11 protein-coding genes and 4 pseudogenes are annotated in these 19,429 nt (G+C 53.0%); 5 read left to right on the top strand and 10 right to left on the bottom strand.

The window, feature by feature from the left end; genetic code table 11:
• Nucleotides 1-51: 51 nt before the first annotated feature.
• The 3 genes and pseudogenes from ACA065_RS08070 (at nucleotide 52) to ACA065_RS08060 (ending at nucleotide 3,026) form a co-directional block, all read left to right on the top strand.
• Entirely contained in the window at nucleotides 52-1,257 is a 1,206-nt protein-coding gene (locus ACA065_RS08070; protein ID WP_497694053.1) for an EAL domain-containing response regulator, read from the top strand.
• A gap of 143 nt (nucleotides 1,258-1,400) precedes the next feature.
• Nucleotides 1,401-2,123, top strand: a pseudogene (locus tag ACA065_RS08065) (MCP four helix bundle domain-containing protein); the annotation flags it as partial.
• 39 nt (nucleotides 2,124-2,162) lie between these two features.
• Nucleotides 2,163-3,026, top strand: a complete 864-nt coding sequence (locus ACA065_RS08060) for a methyl-accepting chemotaxis protein (RefSeq protein WP_497695314.1) — start codon at nucleotides 2,163-2,165, stop codon at nucleotides 3,024-3,026.
• A 91-nt stretch (nucleotides 3,027-3,117) separates the two neighbouring features.
• Here the strand turns inward: ACA065_RS08060 and ACA065_RS08055 are convergent, their stop codons facing one another.
• The gene (locus ACA065_RS08055) at nucleotides 3,118-3,372 is read right to left on the bottom strand and encodes a hypothetical protein (RefSeq protein WP_497694052.1); all 255 of its coding nucleotides are present in this window, start codon (nucleotides 3,370-3,372) and stop codon (nucleotides 3,118-3,120) included.
• A gap of 276 nt (nucleotides 3,373-3,648) precedes the next feature.
• Between ACA065_RS08055 and ACA065_RS08050 the strand changes: the two genes are divergently transcribed.
• A complete protein-coding gene (locus tag ACA065_RS08050) occupies nucleotides 3,649-4,875 on the top strand; it encodes an MFS transporter (protein WP_497694051.1) in 1,227 nt (408 codons plus the stop codon).
• Between the two features lie 84 nt (nucleotides 4,876-4,959).
• Here ACA065_RS08050 and ltrA read toward each other — a convergent pair.
• From ltrA to ACA065_RS08005, 9 genes and pseudogenes are all read right to left on the bottom strand, one after another.
• Nucleotides 4,960-6,382, bottom strand: a pseudogene (gene ltrA / locus ACA065_RS08045) (group II intron reverse transcriptase/maturase).
• Nucleotides 6,383-6,955: 573 nt separating this feature from the next.
• Nucleotides 6,956-7,895, bottom strand: a pseudogene (locus ACA065_RS08040) (IS3 family transposase); the annotation flags it as partial.
• A gap of 51 nt (nucleotides 7,896-7,946) precedes the next feature.
• Nucleotides 7,947-11,606 (bottom strand): transporter substrate-binding domain-containing protein, encoded by a 3,660-nt coding sequence (locus ACA065_RS08035; RefSeq protein WP_497694050.1) that lies wholly within the window; start codon nucleotides 11,604-11,606, stop codon nucleotides 7,947-7,949.
• Nucleotides 11,606-12,232 (bottom strand): response regulator, encoded by a 627-nt coding sequence (locus tag ACA065_RS08030; protein ID WP_497694049.1) that lies wholly within the window; start codon nucleotides 12,230-12,232, stop codon nucleotides 11,606-11,608. Before ACA065_RS08030 ends, ACA065_RS08035 begins: the two co-directional genes overlap by 1 nt.
• A gap of 620 nt (nucleotides 12,233-12,852) precedes the next feature.
• Nucleotides 12,853-13,356: a CS1 type fimbrial major subunit gene (locus tag ACA065_RS08025; protein ID WP_497695313.1), complete on the bottom strand. Its 504-nt coding sequence runs from the start codon at nucleotides 13,354-13,356 to the stop codon at nucleotides 12,853-12,855.
• 49 nt (nucleotides 13,357-13,405) lie between these two features.
• On the bottom strand, nucleotides 13,406-14,146 hold the full coding sequence (locus ACA065_RS08020; RefSeq protein WP_497694048.1) for a molecular chaperone: 741 nt from the start codon (nucleotides 14,144-14,146) through the stop codon (nucleotides 13,406-13,408).
• 59 nt (nucleotides 14,147-14,205) lie between these two features.
• Nucleotides 14,206-15,486, bottom strand: a complete 1,281-nt coding sequence (locus ACA065_RS08015; protein WP_497694047.1) for a hypothetical protein — start codon at nucleotides 15,484-15,486, stop codon at nucleotides 14,206-14,208.
• The gene (locus tag ACA065_RS08010; protein WP_497694046.1) at nucleotides 15,487-18,006 is read right to left on the bottom strand and encodes a CS1-pili formation C-terminal domain-containing protein; all 2,520 of its coding nucleotides are present in this window, start codon (nucleotides 18,004-18,006) and stop codon (nucleotides 15,487-15,489) included. It abuts the gene before it with no gap.
• A 116-nt stretch (nucleotides 18,007-18,122) separates the two neighbouring features.
• Entirely contained in the window at nucleotides 18,123-18,617 is a 495-nt protein-coding gene (locus tag ACA065_RS08005) for a CS1 type fimbrial major subunit (RefSeq protein ID WP_497694045.1), read from the bottom strand.
• A gap of 492 nt (nucleotides 18,618-19,109) precedes the next feature.
• Between ACA065_RS08005 and ACA065_RS08000 the strand changes: the two are divergent.
• A pseudogene (locus ACA065_RS08000) lies at nucleotides 19,110-19,395 on the top strand (IS66 family transposase); the annotation flags it as partial.
• Nucleotides 19,396-19,429: the final 34 nt, after the last annotated feature.

The raw sequence follows: 19,429 nt of genomic DNA, 5'->3' as shown, positions 1-19,429 counted from the left end.
GCCACCACTCTTTGGCAAGCTAGCATCTGAGAATTTAGATGAGCCGTTCAGATGCCAATGTCCACCCTTCGCGTCCTGGTGCTGGAGGATCAGCCAGTACAGCGCCGTTATATCGCAATACTCCTCGCCCATCTCGGCTGTACGCGCATTCTTGAGGCCTCAGAGGGCTGGGAGGCGCTGCAGTTGCTGGAGCGCAACGGCCCGGTAGACATCGCCTTTTGCGATATCTGCATGGAAGGCATGGACGGCATCACCTTCCTACGGCGTGCAAGCCAACGTCACGCACTGAAGTCAGTGGTTATCACCAGCAGTATTGCCCTGGACTTACGCCAAGCAATCAGCCACATGGCGACATTGCTCGGTCTGCGTGTACTCGGCCAGGTGTGCAAACCGTTGCAAGAACAAGACATGAAAAGACTGGCAAGCAAGTACCTCGACGATGACCCGCACGACGGCTGCCCGCTGCATGCCCCCGGTCAGACCAACGAGCACCAGGTGTTCAGAGCCTTGGAGAACAACGAGCTGGAGGTCTTTTACCAGCCGAAATTCGATATCAGGACACTGCAAGTCACCTCTGTTGAGGCCCTTGCACGCTGGAACCATCCTGAGCATGGCATCTTGACGCCCGCGTCATTTATTCCGGTACTTGAACGGTATGGCCTGATGGACAGCTTGCTGTATCGTCAGATCGACCAATGCCTGACGCTGCGCAAGGAAGCCATGGCCGCTGAGGTGTCACTCACGTTCGCAGTGAATGTCAACGCGAGCCAATTTGCCAACCCGCAGATGAGTGCGCACGTGGCGCTGTTACTCAAGCGCTTCGACGCGCCCGGTTCCAGCCTGTCATTTGAAATGACCGAAACCGGCACGCTCGATCCGGGCTCCATCAGCCTGGAAAACATGGTGCGTCTACGCATGATGGGCTGCGGGTTATCCATCGATGATTTCGGTGGCGGCTACTCGTCATTGCAGCGCCTGTGCAGCCTGCCGTTCAACGAAATAAAAATAGATGCCGAATTTATCCGCGACCTGTCGTCGGAACCGCGCAGCCGCGCGGCGATTTCGAGCGTCCTGTCAATGGCTCGGGAGTTGAACATTGGTGTGGTGATCGAAGGCATTGAAACCGTTGAACAACGCGACATCTTGATAAGCCTGGGTTGCGAAACAGGCCAGGGCTACCTGCTTGCTCGCCCCATGCCAGCACACAACCTATTGCCATGGTTAATCGGCAGAAACGCCATCGCGCAGTGCTCGTGAAGAAGCTCGACACTGGCCAGCACCGCTTACTGGCGCCTTAGAAAACATTCAAACCAACAGAGGGGTGCAGCCGGTGCCTCCTGCGCTTTCGCGTGGACAATCCATGCTGCAACCCCTCCTTTTTTCTGTCACCGGGGGAGTTCATGAGTTTAAGAAAGATGAAAATAGCATTGCGTTCGGCCTTTGGCTTCGGCCTGGTTGGACTGCTCGTGGTATTGCTGGGACTGTTCTCTCTAAGCCAGATGCGCGATATGGCCAGGCAGTCGGATGAAGTCGATAAAAACTGGCTGCCCAGCATCCTGGCCCTGGGCGACCTGCAAACCGCCATGTCCGAAATCCGTGCCGCGACCTACCGAGTGATGCTGGTCGACAGCGCCGAGCAGGTAAAGGCCAGCCAGCCGGCTTTTTCGCAGCTGCGCGAGAAGATTCAGGCCCACGACGCGCGGTATGCAAGCAATCTCACAGTGGACGCCGAGCGCGTCACGTTCGAACGCTTCAAGTCGGCCCAAGAACACTACCTGCAAGTTCAGCAGCAGGTATTGGCCCTCGCGGCAAACGGCGAGCGCCCACGCGCTATCGCATTGCTCAATGGCGAACTGATCGCCCTGGGCGACAAGCTTGGTTCCGAGTTGGCAAACCTGCTCGCGATCAATATCCAGGAAGCCGACGACGCGGCCACGAGCTCCGACGCTACGTACAACAGCGCAGTGAAATGGGTATTCATCGCCATGGCCCTGGCGACATTCCTCACCGCACTGCTCGCCACCCTGTTTACCCGCAGCATCGTGCTGCCGTTGCACCAAGCGGTACGTATCGCCGAGCAAGTGGCCAAGGGCGACCTGACCGTGTCGATTGTGGTGGAAGGCAACGACGAGCCTGCGCAGCTGTTGCGTGCATTGGAAACCATGCAATCGGACCTTCGCGAAACAATCCATCAGATTACCGACTCGTCCAATCAACTGGCATCAGCGGCGGAAGAGCTCTCGGCGGTCACCGAGGAGTCAACACGGGCCTTGCATGAGCAGAACGGTGAAATCGAACAGGCCGCTACGGCGGTCAACCAGATGACCGCAGCGGTGGATGAAGTGGCGCGCAATGCGATCAGCACCGCCGACGCCTCCCGCGACGGTGACGCCATGGCAGGCAACGGCCGCACTCACGTCATGGACACCGTGGAGTCGATTTCCCTACTGGCCGAAGAAGTCACGTCCGCGACCGAGCAAATCCAGAGCCTGGCCGACAGCGTCCAAGACATCACCAAGGTATTGGACGTGATCCGCGCCATTGCCGAACAAACCAACCTGCTGGCCCTGAACGCGGCCATCGAAGCCGCTCGCGCCGGTGAGGCAGGGCGTGGTTTCGCCGTAGTGGCCGACGAAGTGCGGGCCCTGGCGCATCGAACCCAGCAATCGACCCAGGAAATCGAACAGATGGTCAGCGGTGTGCAAAAAGGTTCGACCCAAGCGGTATCGGCGATGCACAGCAGCAATGAACGCGCACGCTCGACACTGACCGTGGCCCACAGCGCGGGCGAATCGCTGGCACGGATCACCCACGCAATCACCCGCATCACCGAGGGCAACCTGATCATCGCGAGTGCTTCCGAGGAACAGGCGCAAGTGGCCCGGGAAGTTGATCGCAACCTGACCAATATCCGCGATTTGTCGGCCCAGACGGCCGCCGGGGCGAACCAGACCACCGCTGCCAGCCAGGAGCTCTCGCGCCTGGCGGTAGACCTGAATACGATGATTGCGAAGTTTGTGGTTTAGTTCTGCGCCCAGGTGCTTGAACAAACCGCCGAAACGAAAAAGCCCCGTAGCTCATTCGACTACGGGGCTTTTTTCAGGGTAGAGCTTTAGCTCAGTTTCCCCGTTCTTTATTGGCTTGGGAGAGGACCGAAGCAGCAAGGGATTTCGTTTCCTGGCTGTATTTATCGCTTTGAAGCGCCTTCCCCGCTTTCTCCTCCATCTCTGCACTGGTCTGCTTATCAGTGCTGCTCTGAGCCAATGCTGAAGCGGCAAGGCTTTTGGCTATGGCTGAGGCATTTGGATTATTGAGGGTTTCGGCTGCCAACGTCGCCATTGTGCTGGAGGTTTTTTTGGTGTTTTTGCTCATGCTGCATGTCCTTTGCTGGGTGGGATTTCCTACCTGGAAATCGTCGACACCAAGATAGTGAGTCAGCGAAACGGGTGCAACGCGCTACCTGTAGGCAACGTAGGGGAAATATGTACGAAAGGCGCAATTGCCATGTAGGGCGTCGAATCGATTGCACTGATGGTTATTATCGAAACGGTCGCCTGTGCCATTGCCAGAACCGATTCCTATAATCGCCTCCAATTTCCCTTCCCCTCGCCTGGCTTCAGGCGACCGCCACCTCTGGAACCCAACATCATGCCAAGCGCCAACCCGGTCCCTAGCGGAGCTCCCGAACATAATCAACAGAGTGTCAAACAGCAGTGGCTGGCGATTCTCTCGGTCGCCGTGGGCGCCTTCGCCTTGGTCACCAGTGAGTTTCTGCCGGTGGGCGTACTCAACGACGTCGCCAGTGACCTCGGCATCAGCGCCGGCCACGCCGGCCTGATGGTGACCCTGCCCGGCATCATGGCCGCCCTCGCCGCCCCGCTGCTGTCGGTCAGCATTGGCGCGATGGACCGTCGCTACCTGCTGATCGGCCTGACGCTGATCATGATCATCGCCAACTCGGTGGTGGCTTACGCCAGCGACTTCAGCCTGCTGCTGTTCGGCCGCGTATTGTTGGGCATCAGCATCGGCGGTTTCTGGGCGACGGCCATCGCCCTCAGCGGCCGCCTGGCGCCCAAGGGCGTGGGCGTAGCGAAAGCCACCTCGATCATCATGATGGGCGTGACCCTGGCCACCGTCCTCGGCGTGCCCGTGGGCACTTGGCTCAGCGGCCTGATGGGCTGGCGCATGACCTTCCTGGTCACCGCGCTGGTGGGCGTGCCAGTGTTGCTGGCGCAGGTATTCCTGCTGCCGAAACTCACCCCGGAAAAGGCCATTCAGATCCGTGACCTGCCGGCCTTGTTTATCAACCCACAAGCACGCGTCGGCTTGATCGCCGTCTTGCTGATCGGCCTGGCGCACTTTGCGGCGTACACCTACGTCGCGCCGTTCTTCAAAAACAGCTCCGGCTTCGACGGACCGACGATTGGCTCACTGCTGCTGCTTTATGGTGTGGCCGGGGTGATGGGCAATGTCTTTGCCGGCTTCGCCGCCAACCGCAGCGTACGTTACACCTTGCTGCTGGTCGCACTGATGATCGCCACCAGCACCGCCCTGTTCCCCTACTTCGCCACCGGCATGACCGGCGCCGCGATGCTGATCGCACTGTGGGGCTTCGCCTTCGGCGCCTTCCCGGCCTGCGCCAGTATCTGGATGTTTGTGGTAGCGCCTAAGGATGTGGAACGGGGCATGCCGCTGTTTGTCGCGTTGTTCCAGGTAATTATTGCCTTGGGTTCGTTCTTTGGTGGGCGGATTGTTGATCAGATGGGTAGCGCGGTGCTGTTGAGCCTGGCTACTGCACTGGTCGGATGTGGGTTTGTGACGGTGTTGGTGTTGGGGCGCAATGTGAGTAATAGCTTGGTGGCGCAGCCTGGCTGACCAGACCGGTAACATAGAGTAGGAGGCGGATTCACATCCGCCGTCCTCTCACACCACCGTACGTACGGTTCCGTATACGGCGGTTCAGGTTATGCGGTTAAGCCGGTTTATCGTGTCCAGTATTGAGACCAGCCCGAGTCTGTCCCACAGTTTCTTCGGCAACGCCTGATTCATGTGTGACGCTCCCGAGTTCCACCATGGGCCTCGACCGTTAAAGGCAGATTTACAGGCGCGATCTTCAGTGAGCCCCAAGCGTATTAGGTTACGCGCCCTCGTGGAGGGCCGTTTCCATTGGCGCCACAAGACACACCGAAGTTTATGCCGCACCCAGCCGTCCAACTTTTCGAGGGCCTTTTTGCCCTGACTCAGCTTGAAGTAGCCCGCCCAACCGCGCAAAACAGGGTTTATTCGCTCGATAGTCCTGACCATCTTGCAACCCCGCGCTCCGCGCAGAAGAACTCTGAGTCGATCACGCAAGCGGCCCAGGCTCATCGTTGCCACTCTTAGCCTCGGCTGTTGATGCCAGCTCATCCCATAACCCAAATAATCACAGACCCACGGCCGTGCCACGCGGCTCTTTTCCCGATTCAACGTCAGCTTCAGACGCTGATTCAAGAAACGCTCAACTCCTGCCAGCACTCGCTCGCCAGCACGGAGACTACGTACATAAATGTTCGCATCGTCGGCATAACGAACGAAGCGATGGCCCCGCCGCTCCAACTCCCGGTCGAGTTCGTTGAGCAGGATGTTCGACAGCAACGGCGAGAGCGGGCCGCCTTGCGGCGTCCCTTCCTGCCGTCGGCTGGCGATCCCGCCCGACATAACTCCCGCTTCAAGGTAACGGCGGATCAGTCTGAGTACGCGTTTGTCTTCGACATGACGCTCAACTTTGGCCATCAACACATCGTGATTCACTCGATCAAAGAACTTTTCAAGATCAAGTTCCACGCACCAGCGGTAACCCGCTGCAACATGGTCACGGGCTGTTTCGATGGCTTGGTGGGCGCTTCTGCCCGGACGAAAACCGTAGCTGTAGTCCGAGAACAGAGGGTCGAAGATCGGCGTGAGCTGTTGCAGCAAAGCCTGTTGGATCAGGCGATCCACGACATTGGGGATACCCAGTTGGCGTGTTCCACCCTTGGGTTTGGGAATTTCGACAGCGCGTACACCTTGCGGGTGATACTCGCCGACCAGCAACCGAGCCTTGAGGATCGGCCAATACTGTTTCACATAGCCCGCCAACTGGTCGACCGTCATGCCATCGGCACCCGGTGCGCCCTTGTTGCTGACTACGCGTTGATACGCACGCTTGAGGTTGGCGGGTGCAAGCACCCGCGCCATCAGCGTGTCCGGCTCCGCGTTCGTCCACGTCACAGACGCCGCCGATGTCTGCGCACTGTCAGCCGCAAGCCTCGGATTCCGTCCGGGACTTGGGGTTACAGCCCTCTTATGGAGAGATTTCTGCTTTTTCGACATTCGACGAGACTCTGACGCCTACTGGCGGCATAACCTGTTCGGCCCTTGGTGGCGTGGTTTTTTTTTCCGCCACTTACTACGGCCTCGGCTGACTTCTGCATGTTCATCCCGTCGCCTCTCGACGCTCGGTAGCACAGTGGCAAACCTGCAGATCTCCCAGGGTAATTCGCGCGACCTTCCTGCTTATGCCTGTCGGATATACGTCACAGCGTTCCGTGCAAGTATTGGGCTTTGACGATTATGGCCGCCTTACCCCGCTGTGCCGCCTCATCCGCTTCCTGTTCGTCAGGCCAGCATTTTGCCTCGGGCTTCCTTCAGATTCGCAGTCACCCGCGACACCCTTGCCTCTGGCTAACACTTCCCCTTGCCGGGTGTGTAGAGGACTTGCACCTCCAAGTCATTCGACTCACCACCACAGTGAGTCGAACAGCACCAGTCATGGCGCTGCGCGCCATGCCTGGCGCACCACTAAAAAGCCTGCTGAGCATTGAGCTCAGCAGGCTTTTTCAGTTTCAGAGGCTGGCCATTATTTGCTTGGTATATCCGCCGGAAGGTCAGGTTGTTGAATCGCCGGGGTTCTCTAAACACCTTGCAACCTCATTGCTTAGCACTTTTCAAACGCTAACGGTGACAGCTGATTGTTAAAATCATGGCGGCGTTTTGCGTTGTAGAACATCTCAATGTAATCAAACACATCACTACGAGCATCTTCCCGCGTGGTAGATTTTCCACTCGATTCGTTCCCTCTTTAGACGCTGGAAAAAGCGCTCGGCCAGGGCGTTGTCATGGCAGCTGCCTAGGCGACTCATGCAGGCAACCAAATTGTTCGCCCTCAAAAAACTGTGCCAATCGGAACTGCTGTACTGGCTGTCTTGGTCGGAATGAACCATCACCTTTTACTTCGGTTTACGCCTCCAAACCGCCATCAATCACGCATCAATGGCCAAATCACTGGTTATTTGCGACTTCATTGACCAGCCAATGACCTGACGAGAAAACAGATCCAGCACCACCGCCAAATACAACCAGCCTTCATAGGTATGAAGGTAGGTGACCCAAACCTTGTTGGGTTCCACGACATCGAACTGGCGCTTCAGCAAATTGGATGAGGCGACCGCTGGCTTACCGCCGTACTTCCCAAGGCGGCGTCGATACCCTGTCTGAGAGCGCAAACCTTCAAGGCGCATCAGCCTCGTCACACGATGCCGACCACAATCTTCACCGACCTCGCGCGAATCGTCATGGATTTTGCGATAGCCATAAACTGCGCCGCTCTCCTGCCATGAATGCTTGATCAAAAGCAGAAATCGTTGGTTGTTTTTAGCGCGGGCAGATTGCGGCTCAGACAACCAAACATAATAAACACTGGGGTGGATTTTCAGCGTCAGGCAAAGCCGTCGCATGGAATAGTCGCCCTCTCGTTGCTGGCTAAAGGCGTACTTCAGCCGCACGCCTTGGCCAAGTAGGCGGCGGTCGTGTTTAAGATGTCTCGCTCTTCAGTGAACCGCTTGAGTCCCCGCTCGCAGACAACGCAGTTCAGCATGCCGATGCGATGTTTGATATAGCGCTCAAGCATCGGACACATTATTGCAAAATCAATGCTTTTTTTGATAAGCAGAAATATTCAATTCCAGTCGCGTCATTTCCGCGCTCAAATTCGAAACTGCGACCTCCAGTGCCTCCTCGTCTAATTCAGACTCACATAACACTTCCAACCGCTCACACGCGGCGATGACACCATCATCCCTTACGATCCTTGCTGCGCCCTTAATCTTATGGGCGAGGTCTAAAAGACCTTGAATATTTTGTTCAAAAAAAATCTGCGGCAACCTGGCTAGTTCCTCTTTATTACTCTGAGCAAGGCCGTCCAACAGCTCTCTCATTGCCTCTGGATTGCCACCGAAAAGTTGATCCAGATGACCGAAGCCAATAGCTGCTGTTTGTCCATCAGCCACGTGCGAACCATCAACATCTGCGGCAGGCGACATAGCAAAAGCCAAAGCCAAGCGTGCTTCCAAAACTTTCAAGCTGATGGGTTTGAACAGACAATCATCCATACCCGCACTCAGACAGCGTTCTTTTTCATCAGGTTGAGCGTTGGCGGTAAAGCCCATGACAAAACAACTCTGCTGTCCGTGCTCCTGCTCTTCGACACGTATGGCTCGGGCTAAAGCATAGCCATCCATTATCGGCATGTTACAGTCGGTTATAACTGCATCGACGACATGTTGTCGCCACAAACGCAAGCCGTCAGCACCCTCCCCGGCTTCAATGACATTATGACCTAGATAGCCCAACTGCTTGGACAGCAGCAGTCGATTAGGAAGGTAGTCATCAACGACTAGGATATTGAGCGCCCTGCATTGTAATTGTAGATCCGCCTCCGGAACTCCCTTTTCGCCGAGCGGTTTAAGCCTAGGTAATTCGAGCAACATTTCGACGGCGGTCCCCTTGCCCAATTCGCTATGCAAACGCAACGTCCCCCCCATCATTTCACATAGTGTGCGGCTGATGGCCAGGCCAAGGCCGGAGCCCGCTCGGGGAGATTGGTTATTGTTACTGGCTTGGGTAAATGGGCTAAATAAAAGTTTTTGATCCTCATTTGATATTCCCATTCCGGAGTCTTCAACCGTTAAGCGAACGGACAAGTGATCTTCGGTACTTGAAGGCAACATTTCCAGAATTAGACGAACCTCACCGGCATCGGTAAACTTTATTGCATTACTCAGCAAGTTGGAAATAATCTGTTTTAAGCGGTGTGGATCAGCCAATACATCATCGCCCGTAGGAACATCCAGACTGATTGACAACTGCAAATGTTTTTGGTGTGCAACCCCTTCAAAAACTCGTACCAACGTCTCAATTAACTCTCGAAAATTAGTACGCTCCGGAGACAACGAAAGTTTGCCTGACTCGATTCGGGCAATATCCAGAATATCTCCGATCAACTCTTGTAAGCCCAGCGCTGCCCCAGAAGCAACTTCAACTGCAAACCGATCAAGCAATCCTTGATCGGCTTTTTTCAGTGCTAACTCAAGCATACCAATCACCGCATTCATCGGTGTGCGAATCTCGTGACTCATCGTCGCCAAAAAAGTGGTTTTAGCCCTATTAGCGCTATCGGCCATTTTTCGCGCATCTTCTACCATCTCCAGCAAGCGCTGGCGCTCACTTATATCAATCCATCCCGCGATCAAGCCGATCACTGCTCCGTGAACGTCTCGATAGGGCAACATCCAGTGGTAGACGGCGATAATAGTCCTATCGGGCAGTGTCACCGTACGGTCTTTAATTCGAGGCCTGCCATCAGTCATGACCTTGAGGTATTCATCGTGGAAGGCTTCTGCTTCAAATGGATCCGCAAAGGGGCTTTCGGTAAGACGCTTGCCTATAGCCTCCTCGCGCTCAAGGTCGAATAACTCAAGATACGCGGTATTACAGACAAGCATGCATCCGTCACGATCCCGGACATAGATGGGGTGAGGGGTACCATCAATCAGTACCCGCATAAACTCCAACTGGTTGATTAGCGCGGTTTCTGCGACCTCGCGCCTTCCGATTAATTTACGCAGGTAGGTGATCCATCCCAACGCCAATAGTAAAAGTAGCCCCGAAATGGCAAACCCTTTAATAATAATAGCTCGATTGCGTAACCAATAACTTTCATCAACGCCCACGTCACCTTGCCAGCGTTTGGCAAGTTCGCCCATCTCTTCGGGTGAAATACTTAACAACGCTTTTTCTAGGATTGAGTAAAGCTCCAGCGCGCCGAGACCGGTCGCTAACGAAACCCGTGCCGGAATGTCACCTACGGTGCTGGAAATCTGCAGACGATCGCGGTACTGTCGTGAGATCAAGTAGCGAGCGCTGAATAACGAGTTGATTGCACCGTCCACTTTGCCTGTCGCCAGCAACTCCATCGCTTGCGCGGCACTATCCGCTTCTACGATATCAATCTGCGGATAGCGACTTACAATAAACTCGTGGAGAACATTACCCTTGATCAATGCCAATTTCTTCTTCGACATTTCTTCTAGGACCCGTGGGCTGCGAGCCTGGGTTCGACTGACCAGCACATAGGGGGCGGAAACATAGGGCCGGGTAAATAGCATTTCCTTTTCACGCTCAGCACTGGGCGTGATAGCGGCTAGCAAATCGGTATTACCATTACGCAACAATTCAACCATTCCAGGCAATGAATCGCTCCGAACAATATCAAAGTGTAAACCCGTGCGTAGACTGATCTTGGCCAGCACCTCGGCGCTGATACCACGGAATGATCCTTGATCGTCAAAGAACGACATCGGCAAGAAACTCTGCACCACAGCGACTTTCACACGAGGGTGCTCACTTATCCAACGTTGTTCCTTGGCAGTAAACTGCAACAACTGCTGGCCGGGAATACTGATTTCCGAGCCCCCCCAGCGGCGAAGAATACCGAGTCTTTCATTTAAGGGGATGGCCACCAGGGCTGCATTAATCACTCGCAGCAAATGGCTATCTCCACGGCGCACAGCGAAGGCAAAACGGCTGCCTTCCATGCTGGAGAAGCCAGCAAGTTGCACGTTGCTCAAATAGTTACGGCTGATCAAATAATTGGCACTGATGGCATCTCCGAGATAAGCATCGGCTGTGCCAAAGGCGACGGCACCTATAGCACCGAGTGTCGAAGAGAAGACTTGTATATCAGAGTCGGTATAAAATTTACGCACATCTCCCGGTGGCAAGTAGTGATACAGCATAGCGATTTTTTTGCCTGCCAGATTCAAGGGCTGCGAAGGCCATTGATCATCCCTGCGGATGACAAAGGTGGGTTGGTCGTCGGAGTATGACGCCGACAGCTCTAATGACTCGTCGGACTCTTCGTAGCCATTTGCCGTACCTAGAAAGTCGATCTCCCCTTCTTTCAGCGCCTGTATCACTTCTGTCCGAGAGTCGAAACGAAGTATTTCAATGGGAACATGCAGCAGCTGCGACAGCAGCTGTACGTAATCGGCTGTCAGCCCCTCATAGTTGCGACCATTGCTGGTGATATCGAACGGTGGATAATCCGGTGATGAGATACCTAAACGTAACTTACTCTTGTGTCTTAACCAGCGCCAATCCGCCTCTTTTATTGAAGCATTATAGTGGTCAACATTTGACCTACCCAATAGCTGCAGCGAGCTCGTTTGAGTCACTGCGTCCGAAGCGATTGCACCGAAAAACAACAGGGATAGAAGTTCAAACAGGAAAACAATCAGATAGGGGCGCATCAAATAACGTCATTACGCTTTGCAAATTCCGCCAATTGGACGAGAGAAGTGATATTCAACTTCTCAATGAGCCGAGCCTTGTAAGTACTTATCGTCTTATTACTTAGCAGCATTGACTCGCCGATCTGTTTATTTGTCAAGCCGCGGGCTAGTTGTTGCAAAATTGATAACTCGCGATCTGAAAGACTCTGGATTAACATTGACTCTGATAGTTGACTATCACTCCTGTACGCTGACTTGATTGTTAGGTCGGGGAAAAAAGTGTAGCCGGACTTGATAGCATTAATGGCCTTTACCAATTCACACAAATCACCGGATTTCGATACGTATCCAGCCGCTCCAGCCTTCATGCAACGCAACGAATAAAACTCTGGAGGGAGGGAGGTGAGCACCAGCACCTTGGTGCGAATCTTCTGCTGGACGATTCTGTTCAACGCGGCCAAGCCATCGACCCCCGGCATAGCAATATCCAGCAAAATCAAGTCTGGCTCATGCTCTAGGGCGAGCTTAACGGCGTCGGCGCCGTTGCCCGCCTGCGCAGCGACATCGTAGTTTTCCTGCGTTAGGATCATCTTGACGGCGAGGCGAATGAATGAATGATCATCCACAATCAGGGCTTTTAGCATACTAACCTCTAATACTTGATAACCTGTGCCCTTGCGTGCAAACGTCAGATTACACAGTTTGCCTCCAGCAGGCCTGGAGATCATAGGATCATAGATCCTATCACCCTCAACCATCGAATATTTTTTTGGCGACCACCACATAACAGTCAACCAACGGGCTGGATATCACTTACAGAGGCCCATTAGCTCTAGCCATAGGCTCGCCCACCACAGTAACCCTCGCAGAGGCTAGGCGTCTATGGAAAAAAATGGCTGGAATTCAGCTTTCTTGATGGCACTGTACAATTTGTAATACGCCATCGGCGTCATGCAATGAATCCCTTTTTCGAGGGAGCATCCTAAATCGCCCAGCGCCTGGCCGGCTCTCCATATCGCCAACATTATAATCGTAGGTTTCAGGCTTGAAGACCTTGCGTACACCAGAATATAAGTTGAGCGAGCAATCAACAAAATTCATTCAAGGTAACAAATACCTTGCCGGTAAAGGATTTTAGTGAAATTAAAGCTCACAGGTGAGTTTCGGCACAAAAAAAAACCGTTGAGCCCACTCGAGCTTTTATTATTTAAAAAATCTTACCACCTGAGATATTCATTGCCCGGTTACCCTCCCCTATCGCGTACTAGTCGAGACCCGGCAAAACCGCGTTGAATACAATGTTCACGTTACCATAATAATTTCCCGACTTATAAACGCCATCGGCTGGAGGGGTAGGCACTATCTCGAGCAACACCCGCTTCCCCGACTTGCCGTCCTCCGTCGAAATAACCTCTTGAGCACCCACCTCATTCAAAAGTACATTATTAAAACTTACCGCAAGCGATATATCATCTTCATCAATACCGTTCGACAGGTATGGCCTGCCCTCAAGCCGCGCCTCAATTGCACCGGCGTCATGTTTGACATCAAATTGTTTGCGTAAACTTCCGAGTGTGGAGGTTTGCACATTCCAAGGAAGTCTCTGCTCCTTATGAATCCAACCCGTGTCTGAAGGAAGCACATAAAACGCCAGTGTCGGAATGCTCACCGACACTTCAAATTCATGCTCCTCTACCGCTGCTAATACAACCGTGCTTGCGAATACCGAAGCGCTCGCCGCGAGTACGATAATCACTTTTTTGAACATTTTCATCACCTGCCTCTTCAAGGCCAACTGCTAGAAGACCGTTGCGAAATTAGCCTTTCACGTGCATTTTTTTACTCGCTGCACCTTCAAGCAAGGTGAAGTGATACTGGCGGCCGGCCTTTTTCTCGAACTGAAAGGTGCGCCCGGGCATAATGTGATGCTTGGTAGTTGGCTGGCAGTCCGCTTCGTTGCTAGCCAAACAGTTCTTGAATTCATCGATCACGACGACACTGTTGCCGTTGTTACGAATCGCATAACGTGCAGCACCATTATCGATTTGCGAGTCGAAGCGGGTCTGTACTGGGCGGACAAAAAACACCGTACCGTAACCTGCCAGCACATTGACTCCGGCGGCCAAGCTTTTTTTGTAGTCATCACGCTCTTCGGCGGAGACTACAAACTCGTCCTCTTTTTCCGGCAGTACCGGGATGAAACGCACTCGGAAGTAACGCTCTTTATCTCGTTCACCCATATACAACAGACGAGTACCTTGGGCGCCACCGGCCGGTACGATCAGGCGTGCAGGGCTGGCCATCAGCCCATCACGGGAAGCTCCATCAGCCTGGGCCTTTATGGGAACCTCACGTTGACTGCCATCCGCTTCGTAGATGATTTCGAGGATACTGATCTTGACGAACGCCGTGGCATCGCCACTATTAAACACTCGCTTCAAATAAGTACTTTTATCGCCGGCCAAATAATCATAGACCACGCCGACGTTGATTTGCGGCCCGGCCAAAACAGCAGTAGAAAACAGATAAAAACTTAAACTTACCAAAAAACGCTTCATACCTTACACCTCATTTATTGCAAGACAGTGGGCCAGAATAAATGGCACGCCAGTGCCGATTAAATTTGCGAGTCCCATACAACAATGACGTTACCCGAATACCTAAGGCTGTCTCGCTGCAACATATCTTCGACGGCATCTTTACTCACCTCAAAGTGCAACGTCCCGGGCTTACGATCGATATACTGAGACGGTGCAAAATTTTCGGTTCCAACGCCGTCCACCCGTAGACGACGACGGCTCACTGACTGTAACTCAGCGTCGCGCAAACCGCTGGGCAACGTCACCGAGACATCCAGCGGCACCTGATCCCCTTTGTCATCTTGTAACGCACACGTGCTATTTTGCGCATAGTGCTGACATTCCATTCTCATTTTGAAGGCTGTGGAGGTGTAAATATTGAAGACCTGATCACGAAACAGACGCGTTGGCCTTCTGCCCTGATTAAGCCACGCCTGCCACCCGCCTTCAGGCAGTAAATCTATTTTAGTTCCGCCCGAGGGGATTGTAATTTTGAAAATATGATTTACCTGGAGACGAAATTTTAACGACAACAGATCATCACTTGCTTCCATCATATCGCCTAGGTCGAAATCTAGCCCCGGACCCACTCTATAATTTAGCTCACCCTCATAGTTACCCGAAGCCATTGCAAGCGGATCAGGTGCGATCATTTCATACATTATTTCAATTGGCGCATAGGATAAACTAGGAATGTCAAAGGCCGCTTGCTTTCCACATTCACTCGGAACAGTCCAGTAAAAACTAAAGGTGCGTGGATAAGCAACCGCCGTATTGACTGGTCGAGTACAAGGACGAGGAGCATTAGTCCACAGCCCTGGATCGTAATTAGTCATCGTCCCTCCCCATAGCATTCCATGCGCACGTTGAACACTGGCATCTGGAAGAGGGGGAACAAGCAAATTTTTCGCGTCATCGCTCAGAATATAAGTGCTACTTATTGCCGTTACACGAAACTTCACCCGTCGCGGCTCTGAACCGTCTTCCGGAAAAACCTCTACATCGCGCCACTCTGCGGGCAGCTTAAACATCGGCCCTTGACGCGGACTATGTTTCGCTAAAATAGGGCCTTTAGATTCAGCCGTAATACCGCTTTTAATTGTGAACACACCCCACACCGAACATGGATAAGGATTTTGTTCGCAGTAACCTGAGGAAGGTGTCGTATTTTTAAACTGATTCACGCTAGGCTTGGTAGGATCAGGTGTATATTCTGCTTGAATGTTCAATACTTCTGCAAACGCCATCCCCGGCGCAAGCAAAAGAACAAACAAAGTACTGACATTAAGCTTTTTAAAAAAACCACTCATACCAGTCATTTAAACCTCACTATCAATTTTATAACTGGCGTTTGCCAAGGTATCCGGCGTGCAATGCAAATCACCGATCATCAACACGTCATTTTCAATTCGGGAGGTGCTGGTATCAAGACGGAACTGGCAAAGCAACTGGTTACCATGACGCACCTCTAGGGTCGGCGAACCGGCATTCATTTCCATGGAGAAGAACCCGTCCACTTCACTCACTCCCCGACTGGCGTGGTTGATAATGTGATGCCCTTTGAGCGGCTTTCCTTGAGGATCAATTAAGCGCCCGAGCACAGTCAAGGTTTTGTTGATACTGATCTTGCGGTACTCCACCCCTCCCTTATTAAGATGATAACTCGTGCGCGCAGGTTGAATACTCGCCGAAGGAGGATGATTGCCTTCAAAATCAAAGCTTATGGAGCTGTTCTTATAGGCAGTGATAGGAACGAAGTTACGTCCGGGCCGTAGACTGGTGCTGCCACCACTCAGGTCGTCAGCGCGCAGAGCGATCTCATCGAGATCGGATTCAACATCGATGATCATCCCGGCACCGCTGCCCTGGTGCTGGCTGGTCATAACAATCTGCTGGCCACTGAATGCTATGGTGTTATCCAGATTTAAGCCGCCAGAGAGGTTGCCATTGTAAGACGAACGCTGAACAAAGGCGTCGCCATTGACACCCTCGCTACTAAAACTGGTTAGACCGGAAAAACCAACCCCGTAAGTGTCAGTAATCGCGGTGGCCGATACGCTTTGCAGCACATGGTCTTTCAGCTCCTTGCGGTAGGTAACCGACACATTGTTATCACGACTGCCATCACGGGAGGTTCGTGAGCCGATGCTACCGGACAATTGCTCACCCGGCGGCCCGAGGGCGAGGCTGACAGTGAGGTCGACCCCACGATTACGCACATCGCCGCTGCTAAAGCTGCCAGGTCTATCAAATACCGAAAAACGCCAGCTAGCATCATTGCCGAACATAAATGTCCGCTGAGTCCACCCCAGATCCAGGCTGACACCCTCGGTGTTCCCCTCACTGTGGGAGACACGGCCATTGATCGAGCTTTTGCTGCTAAGGCGGTGGTTCACAGACACCGAAGAGTTGCTGGTCTGACCTACAAATACATTACGCTGACGCACCCGCGTACCATCTGGTAGGGTTTCGTAGGTATTGGTGGTATCTAACCAACTGCGGGTGTGAGAGAAAAATACACTGCCAGAACTGTAATTGTATATCGTCTGCAGATCGAGGCCGGTGCCGTAGTCTTGGGTTTGGTAGACGTTAGCGAAGACACTGAGGTTGTTAGCGACTGTCCAATCGACCGATGAACCGTACTGCAGCGTGTCACGTACCTGTCTTGCCGTGCCCCCAACAATAATTCGCGGATGCAGCAGGTAATTGACCGCAGCGCCGGCTGTCATCTCGCCGGAGGACTGCTCGTCCCAATTACTCAACAGCTTGCTTTCCTGCCCTGCAAACAGGTTATAACGCCAGCGTTCATCGTGGTTGCGCCAGTTAGTCGGCTTATATACAAGCTCCTCTGTGGTCGAGCTTGTTTGCCCATCCTCAATCAAGCGCACTTCGACTTCGTAGATACCACCGGGTAAAGGCCGCGTATCCAGGGCTTGCAAACCCGCATCGACTGGCTGGGTATTGATCAGCACACCATTGCGATAGATCTCTACCGTGGCTTGTCGATTGGAGGTGACATAGATGGGATAAACGCTGGGCTTTGAGCTATTGATGGCGAGGCTGTCAGAGCTACCGTACATGGCGCCCACCGCCGTATCGGGGCTTGCGCCGAAAGAACGCGGCTGTCGGCTTAATCCCACAGAGCTCGGCATGAAATAGCCCACGCGTAAAAAGCTGCCGTCCCCTTCGCGCTGACTGTAAAGTTCGTTCACCGAATGATAAAGCTTGTCATCTGGACCGCCTAATCGAGCCAACTGCATATTCAGACTCTGGGTCCAATTGCCGAGACTACTAGTTGCTTCCAGAGCATAGCGACCACCGAGCTCTTGCTCCTGCCCACCATTAAGATTCAACTGATTACGAATCATTAATCCGGTGCTGCCCTCTACGGGCTGTTCGTAGTAACGTCGAGATTCAGTATCACGCTCAGCATTTTCGGTGACAATCGATACTAACGAGTTCTCCAAGTTATAATGCACAGCCAACATCTGCTCTGGACAACTGCCTTGACAGGCGCCAAGCGCTACACCTTGCTGCAAATAAGTAGCCCACGCATCACGATCAATCGTCTTGACATTACTATCGGAAACATTGGTAAAATCGAGCAATGTAATGCGATCATCTTTTGTTAAGACGATCATCGCATCCCCAAGAAACTGCTGATCCAATTCGACCCGAACCACGAGCGGAACATCAAAAAAATGCTCTTCAAAATCAGCAGGCAAACCTTTTGCTTGAGCGAGGAGGCTTCGCGGAGTTGTGTTGGAAACGGGTGTCGCAAGCGCACTGGTGCATATAAAAAAAGCAAGAGCAGCCGCGATGGGCGTCATCGGGAACATGTAAACAATACTCTCGACAGGTGATTAATAATCAAAAAAAAACCGGTAGGCAGTGGGGGGGCTGCCGACCGGCGATAGACGCCGCATAGAAGTTTACTCAACGGCCTCTTGGAATTTTAAGGCGCTGGCACCGCATCAAAAATCATGGTAACCGCACCGGTATAACTGCCAGGCTTGTAGCCACCAGCAGGTTTAGTAGGTGTAATGACTAGATCAACACGCTTGCCAGCGGCGGCCTCAGTAGCAATAACAACCGGCGTTGCAGTAAGCCCCAGCGTCTTACCATTAAACGTCACAGTAAGCGGAATGGTGTCAACCACAGTACCGTTAAACAGTGTCGCCGCACTCTCAAGACGAGCATCAATACTCCCCGCCGAATTACGAGTATCAAACTGGGCGCGCAAAGTAGCAATCTCAGCAGTAGACTCACTGTAAGCCATCACTTGATCCTTTACGATCAAGTCCGGATCCACAGGACCGACATTGAAAGTTACACTTGGCACCGTGGCTACCAAGTTAATAGAGGTACGACCGTCATCAGCAGCGAAAACCATTGAGGAACTGAGGGCCACAAGGACAAACGGAACAGCGATTGCAGTTTTTTTGAACATGATATATTACCTATTAATCCATCTTAGTTAAGTGCTTGAACAGAATTCAGTGAGCCGACACTTTCATTTCAAATGAGAGTCGCTGACAACTAAATACCCCCCTACTACAGCCGGGTTAGTTATCTTGTGACTTCAGTGCCGGAGCATTATCAACCAATGACAGAATAAATTCGGTGGACCCCGGACGACAGGTCTGTAGGAAAATTCCCAAGATTTTTCTCAAAAAGCTATCAGGCCACAAGAAGCGAGTGACCAAATATCAGCTACGTCACCGCCCGCGATCCTATCGCTGTCGCTGGATAGCATGAAGGGATAGGGCCGACGCTTGCGACCCTAGCTGAACCGCCGACACGGTTCCGGTTTATTGCTGCCGGGTTGTCGAGCGAAGGAAACGCACTCTTCTCTCATGCTCATGGCGTCCCTCGCGCGCCAAAACCTATGGGGTTTGCGGCGAAGTAGGTTCGCTGAAAAGTGCCCACCCTTTCCCCGCACACACTCAGCCATGTGTCCGTTCCGGCGCAGGTCATCGACAGGGCATCCGACTGCGGGAGACTTGCCCATGCCATGACCGCCAGTTTTCTGAGCATTGGCTGCTTTACCGACAGGAATCGATATTCGGTCGAGCAGGCTGGGCAATTCCAAGCTCAACCTTAGCCAATGGGTTGGTATGACTAGCGTTCAGTTGCAGCCTCTGGCCACCGACGCATTCCTCGGGCAGCAGGTCGTCCACGTCGATGAAACACCCTTGCAAATTCACGCTCCGGACTCGAGAAAAACTGCGTGGCACAGTTAGCCCAGACACACGCGCGGCG

The organism is Pseudomonas sp. LBUM1640 (genome assembly GCF_059716225.1).
The sequence above is the reverse complement of the archived record's forward strand: the minus strand, read 5'-3'. Positions and strand labels throughout refer to the sequence as shown.

What these genes read in the sequence shown, in the direction of transcription:
- ACA065_RS08070 (WP_497694053.1), top strand. Translation starts at nt 52, where the DNA reads ATGCCAATGTCCACCCTTCGCGTCCTGGTGCTGGAGGATCAGCCAGTA.
- ACA065_RS08020 (WP_497694048.1), bottom strand. Translation starts at nt 14,146, where the DNA reads ATGAAGCGTTTTTTGGTAAGTTTAAGTTTTTATCTGTTTTCTACTGCT.
- ACA065_RS08050 (WP_497694051.1), top strand. Translation starts at nt 3,649, where the DNA reads ATGCCAAGCGCCAACCCGGTCCCTAGCGGAGCTCCCGAACATAATCAA.
- ACA065_RS08055 (WP_497694052.1), bottom strand. Translation starts at nt 3,372, where the DNA reads ATGAGCAAAAACACCAAAAAAACCTCCAGCACAATGGCGACGTTGGCA.
- ACA065_RS08010 (WP_497694046.1), bottom strand. Translation starts at nt 18,006, where the DNA reads ATGTTCCCGATGACGCCCATCGCGGCTGCTCTTGCTTTTTTTATATGC.
- ACA065_RS08060 (WP_497695314.1), top strand. Translation starts at nt 2,163, where the DNA reads ATGCAATCGGACCTTCGCGAAACAATCCATCAGATTACCGACTCGTCC.
- ACA065_RS08005 (WP_497694045.1), bottom strand. Translation starts at nt 18,617, where the DNA reads ATGTTCAAAAAAACTGCAATCGCTGTTCCGTTTGTCCTTGTGGCCCTC.
- ACA065_RS08035 (WP_497694050.1), bottom strand. Translation starts at nt 11,606, where the DNA reads ATGCGCCCCTATCTGATTGTTTTCCTGTTTGAACTTCTATCCCTGTTG.
- ACA065_RS08025 (WP_497695313.1), bottom strand. Translation starts at nt 13,356, where the DNA reads ATGTTCAAAAAAGTGATTATCGTACTCGCGGCGAGCGCTTCGGTATTC.
- ACA065_RS08030 (WP_497694049.1), bottom strand. Translation starts at nt 12,232, where the DNA reads ATGCTAAAAGCCCTGATTGTGGATGATCATTCATTCATTCGCCTCGCC.
- ACA065_RS08015 (WP_497694047.1), bottom strand. Translation starts at nt 15,486, where the DNA reads ATGACTGGTATGAGTGGTTTTTTTAAAAAGCTTAATGTCAGTACTTTG.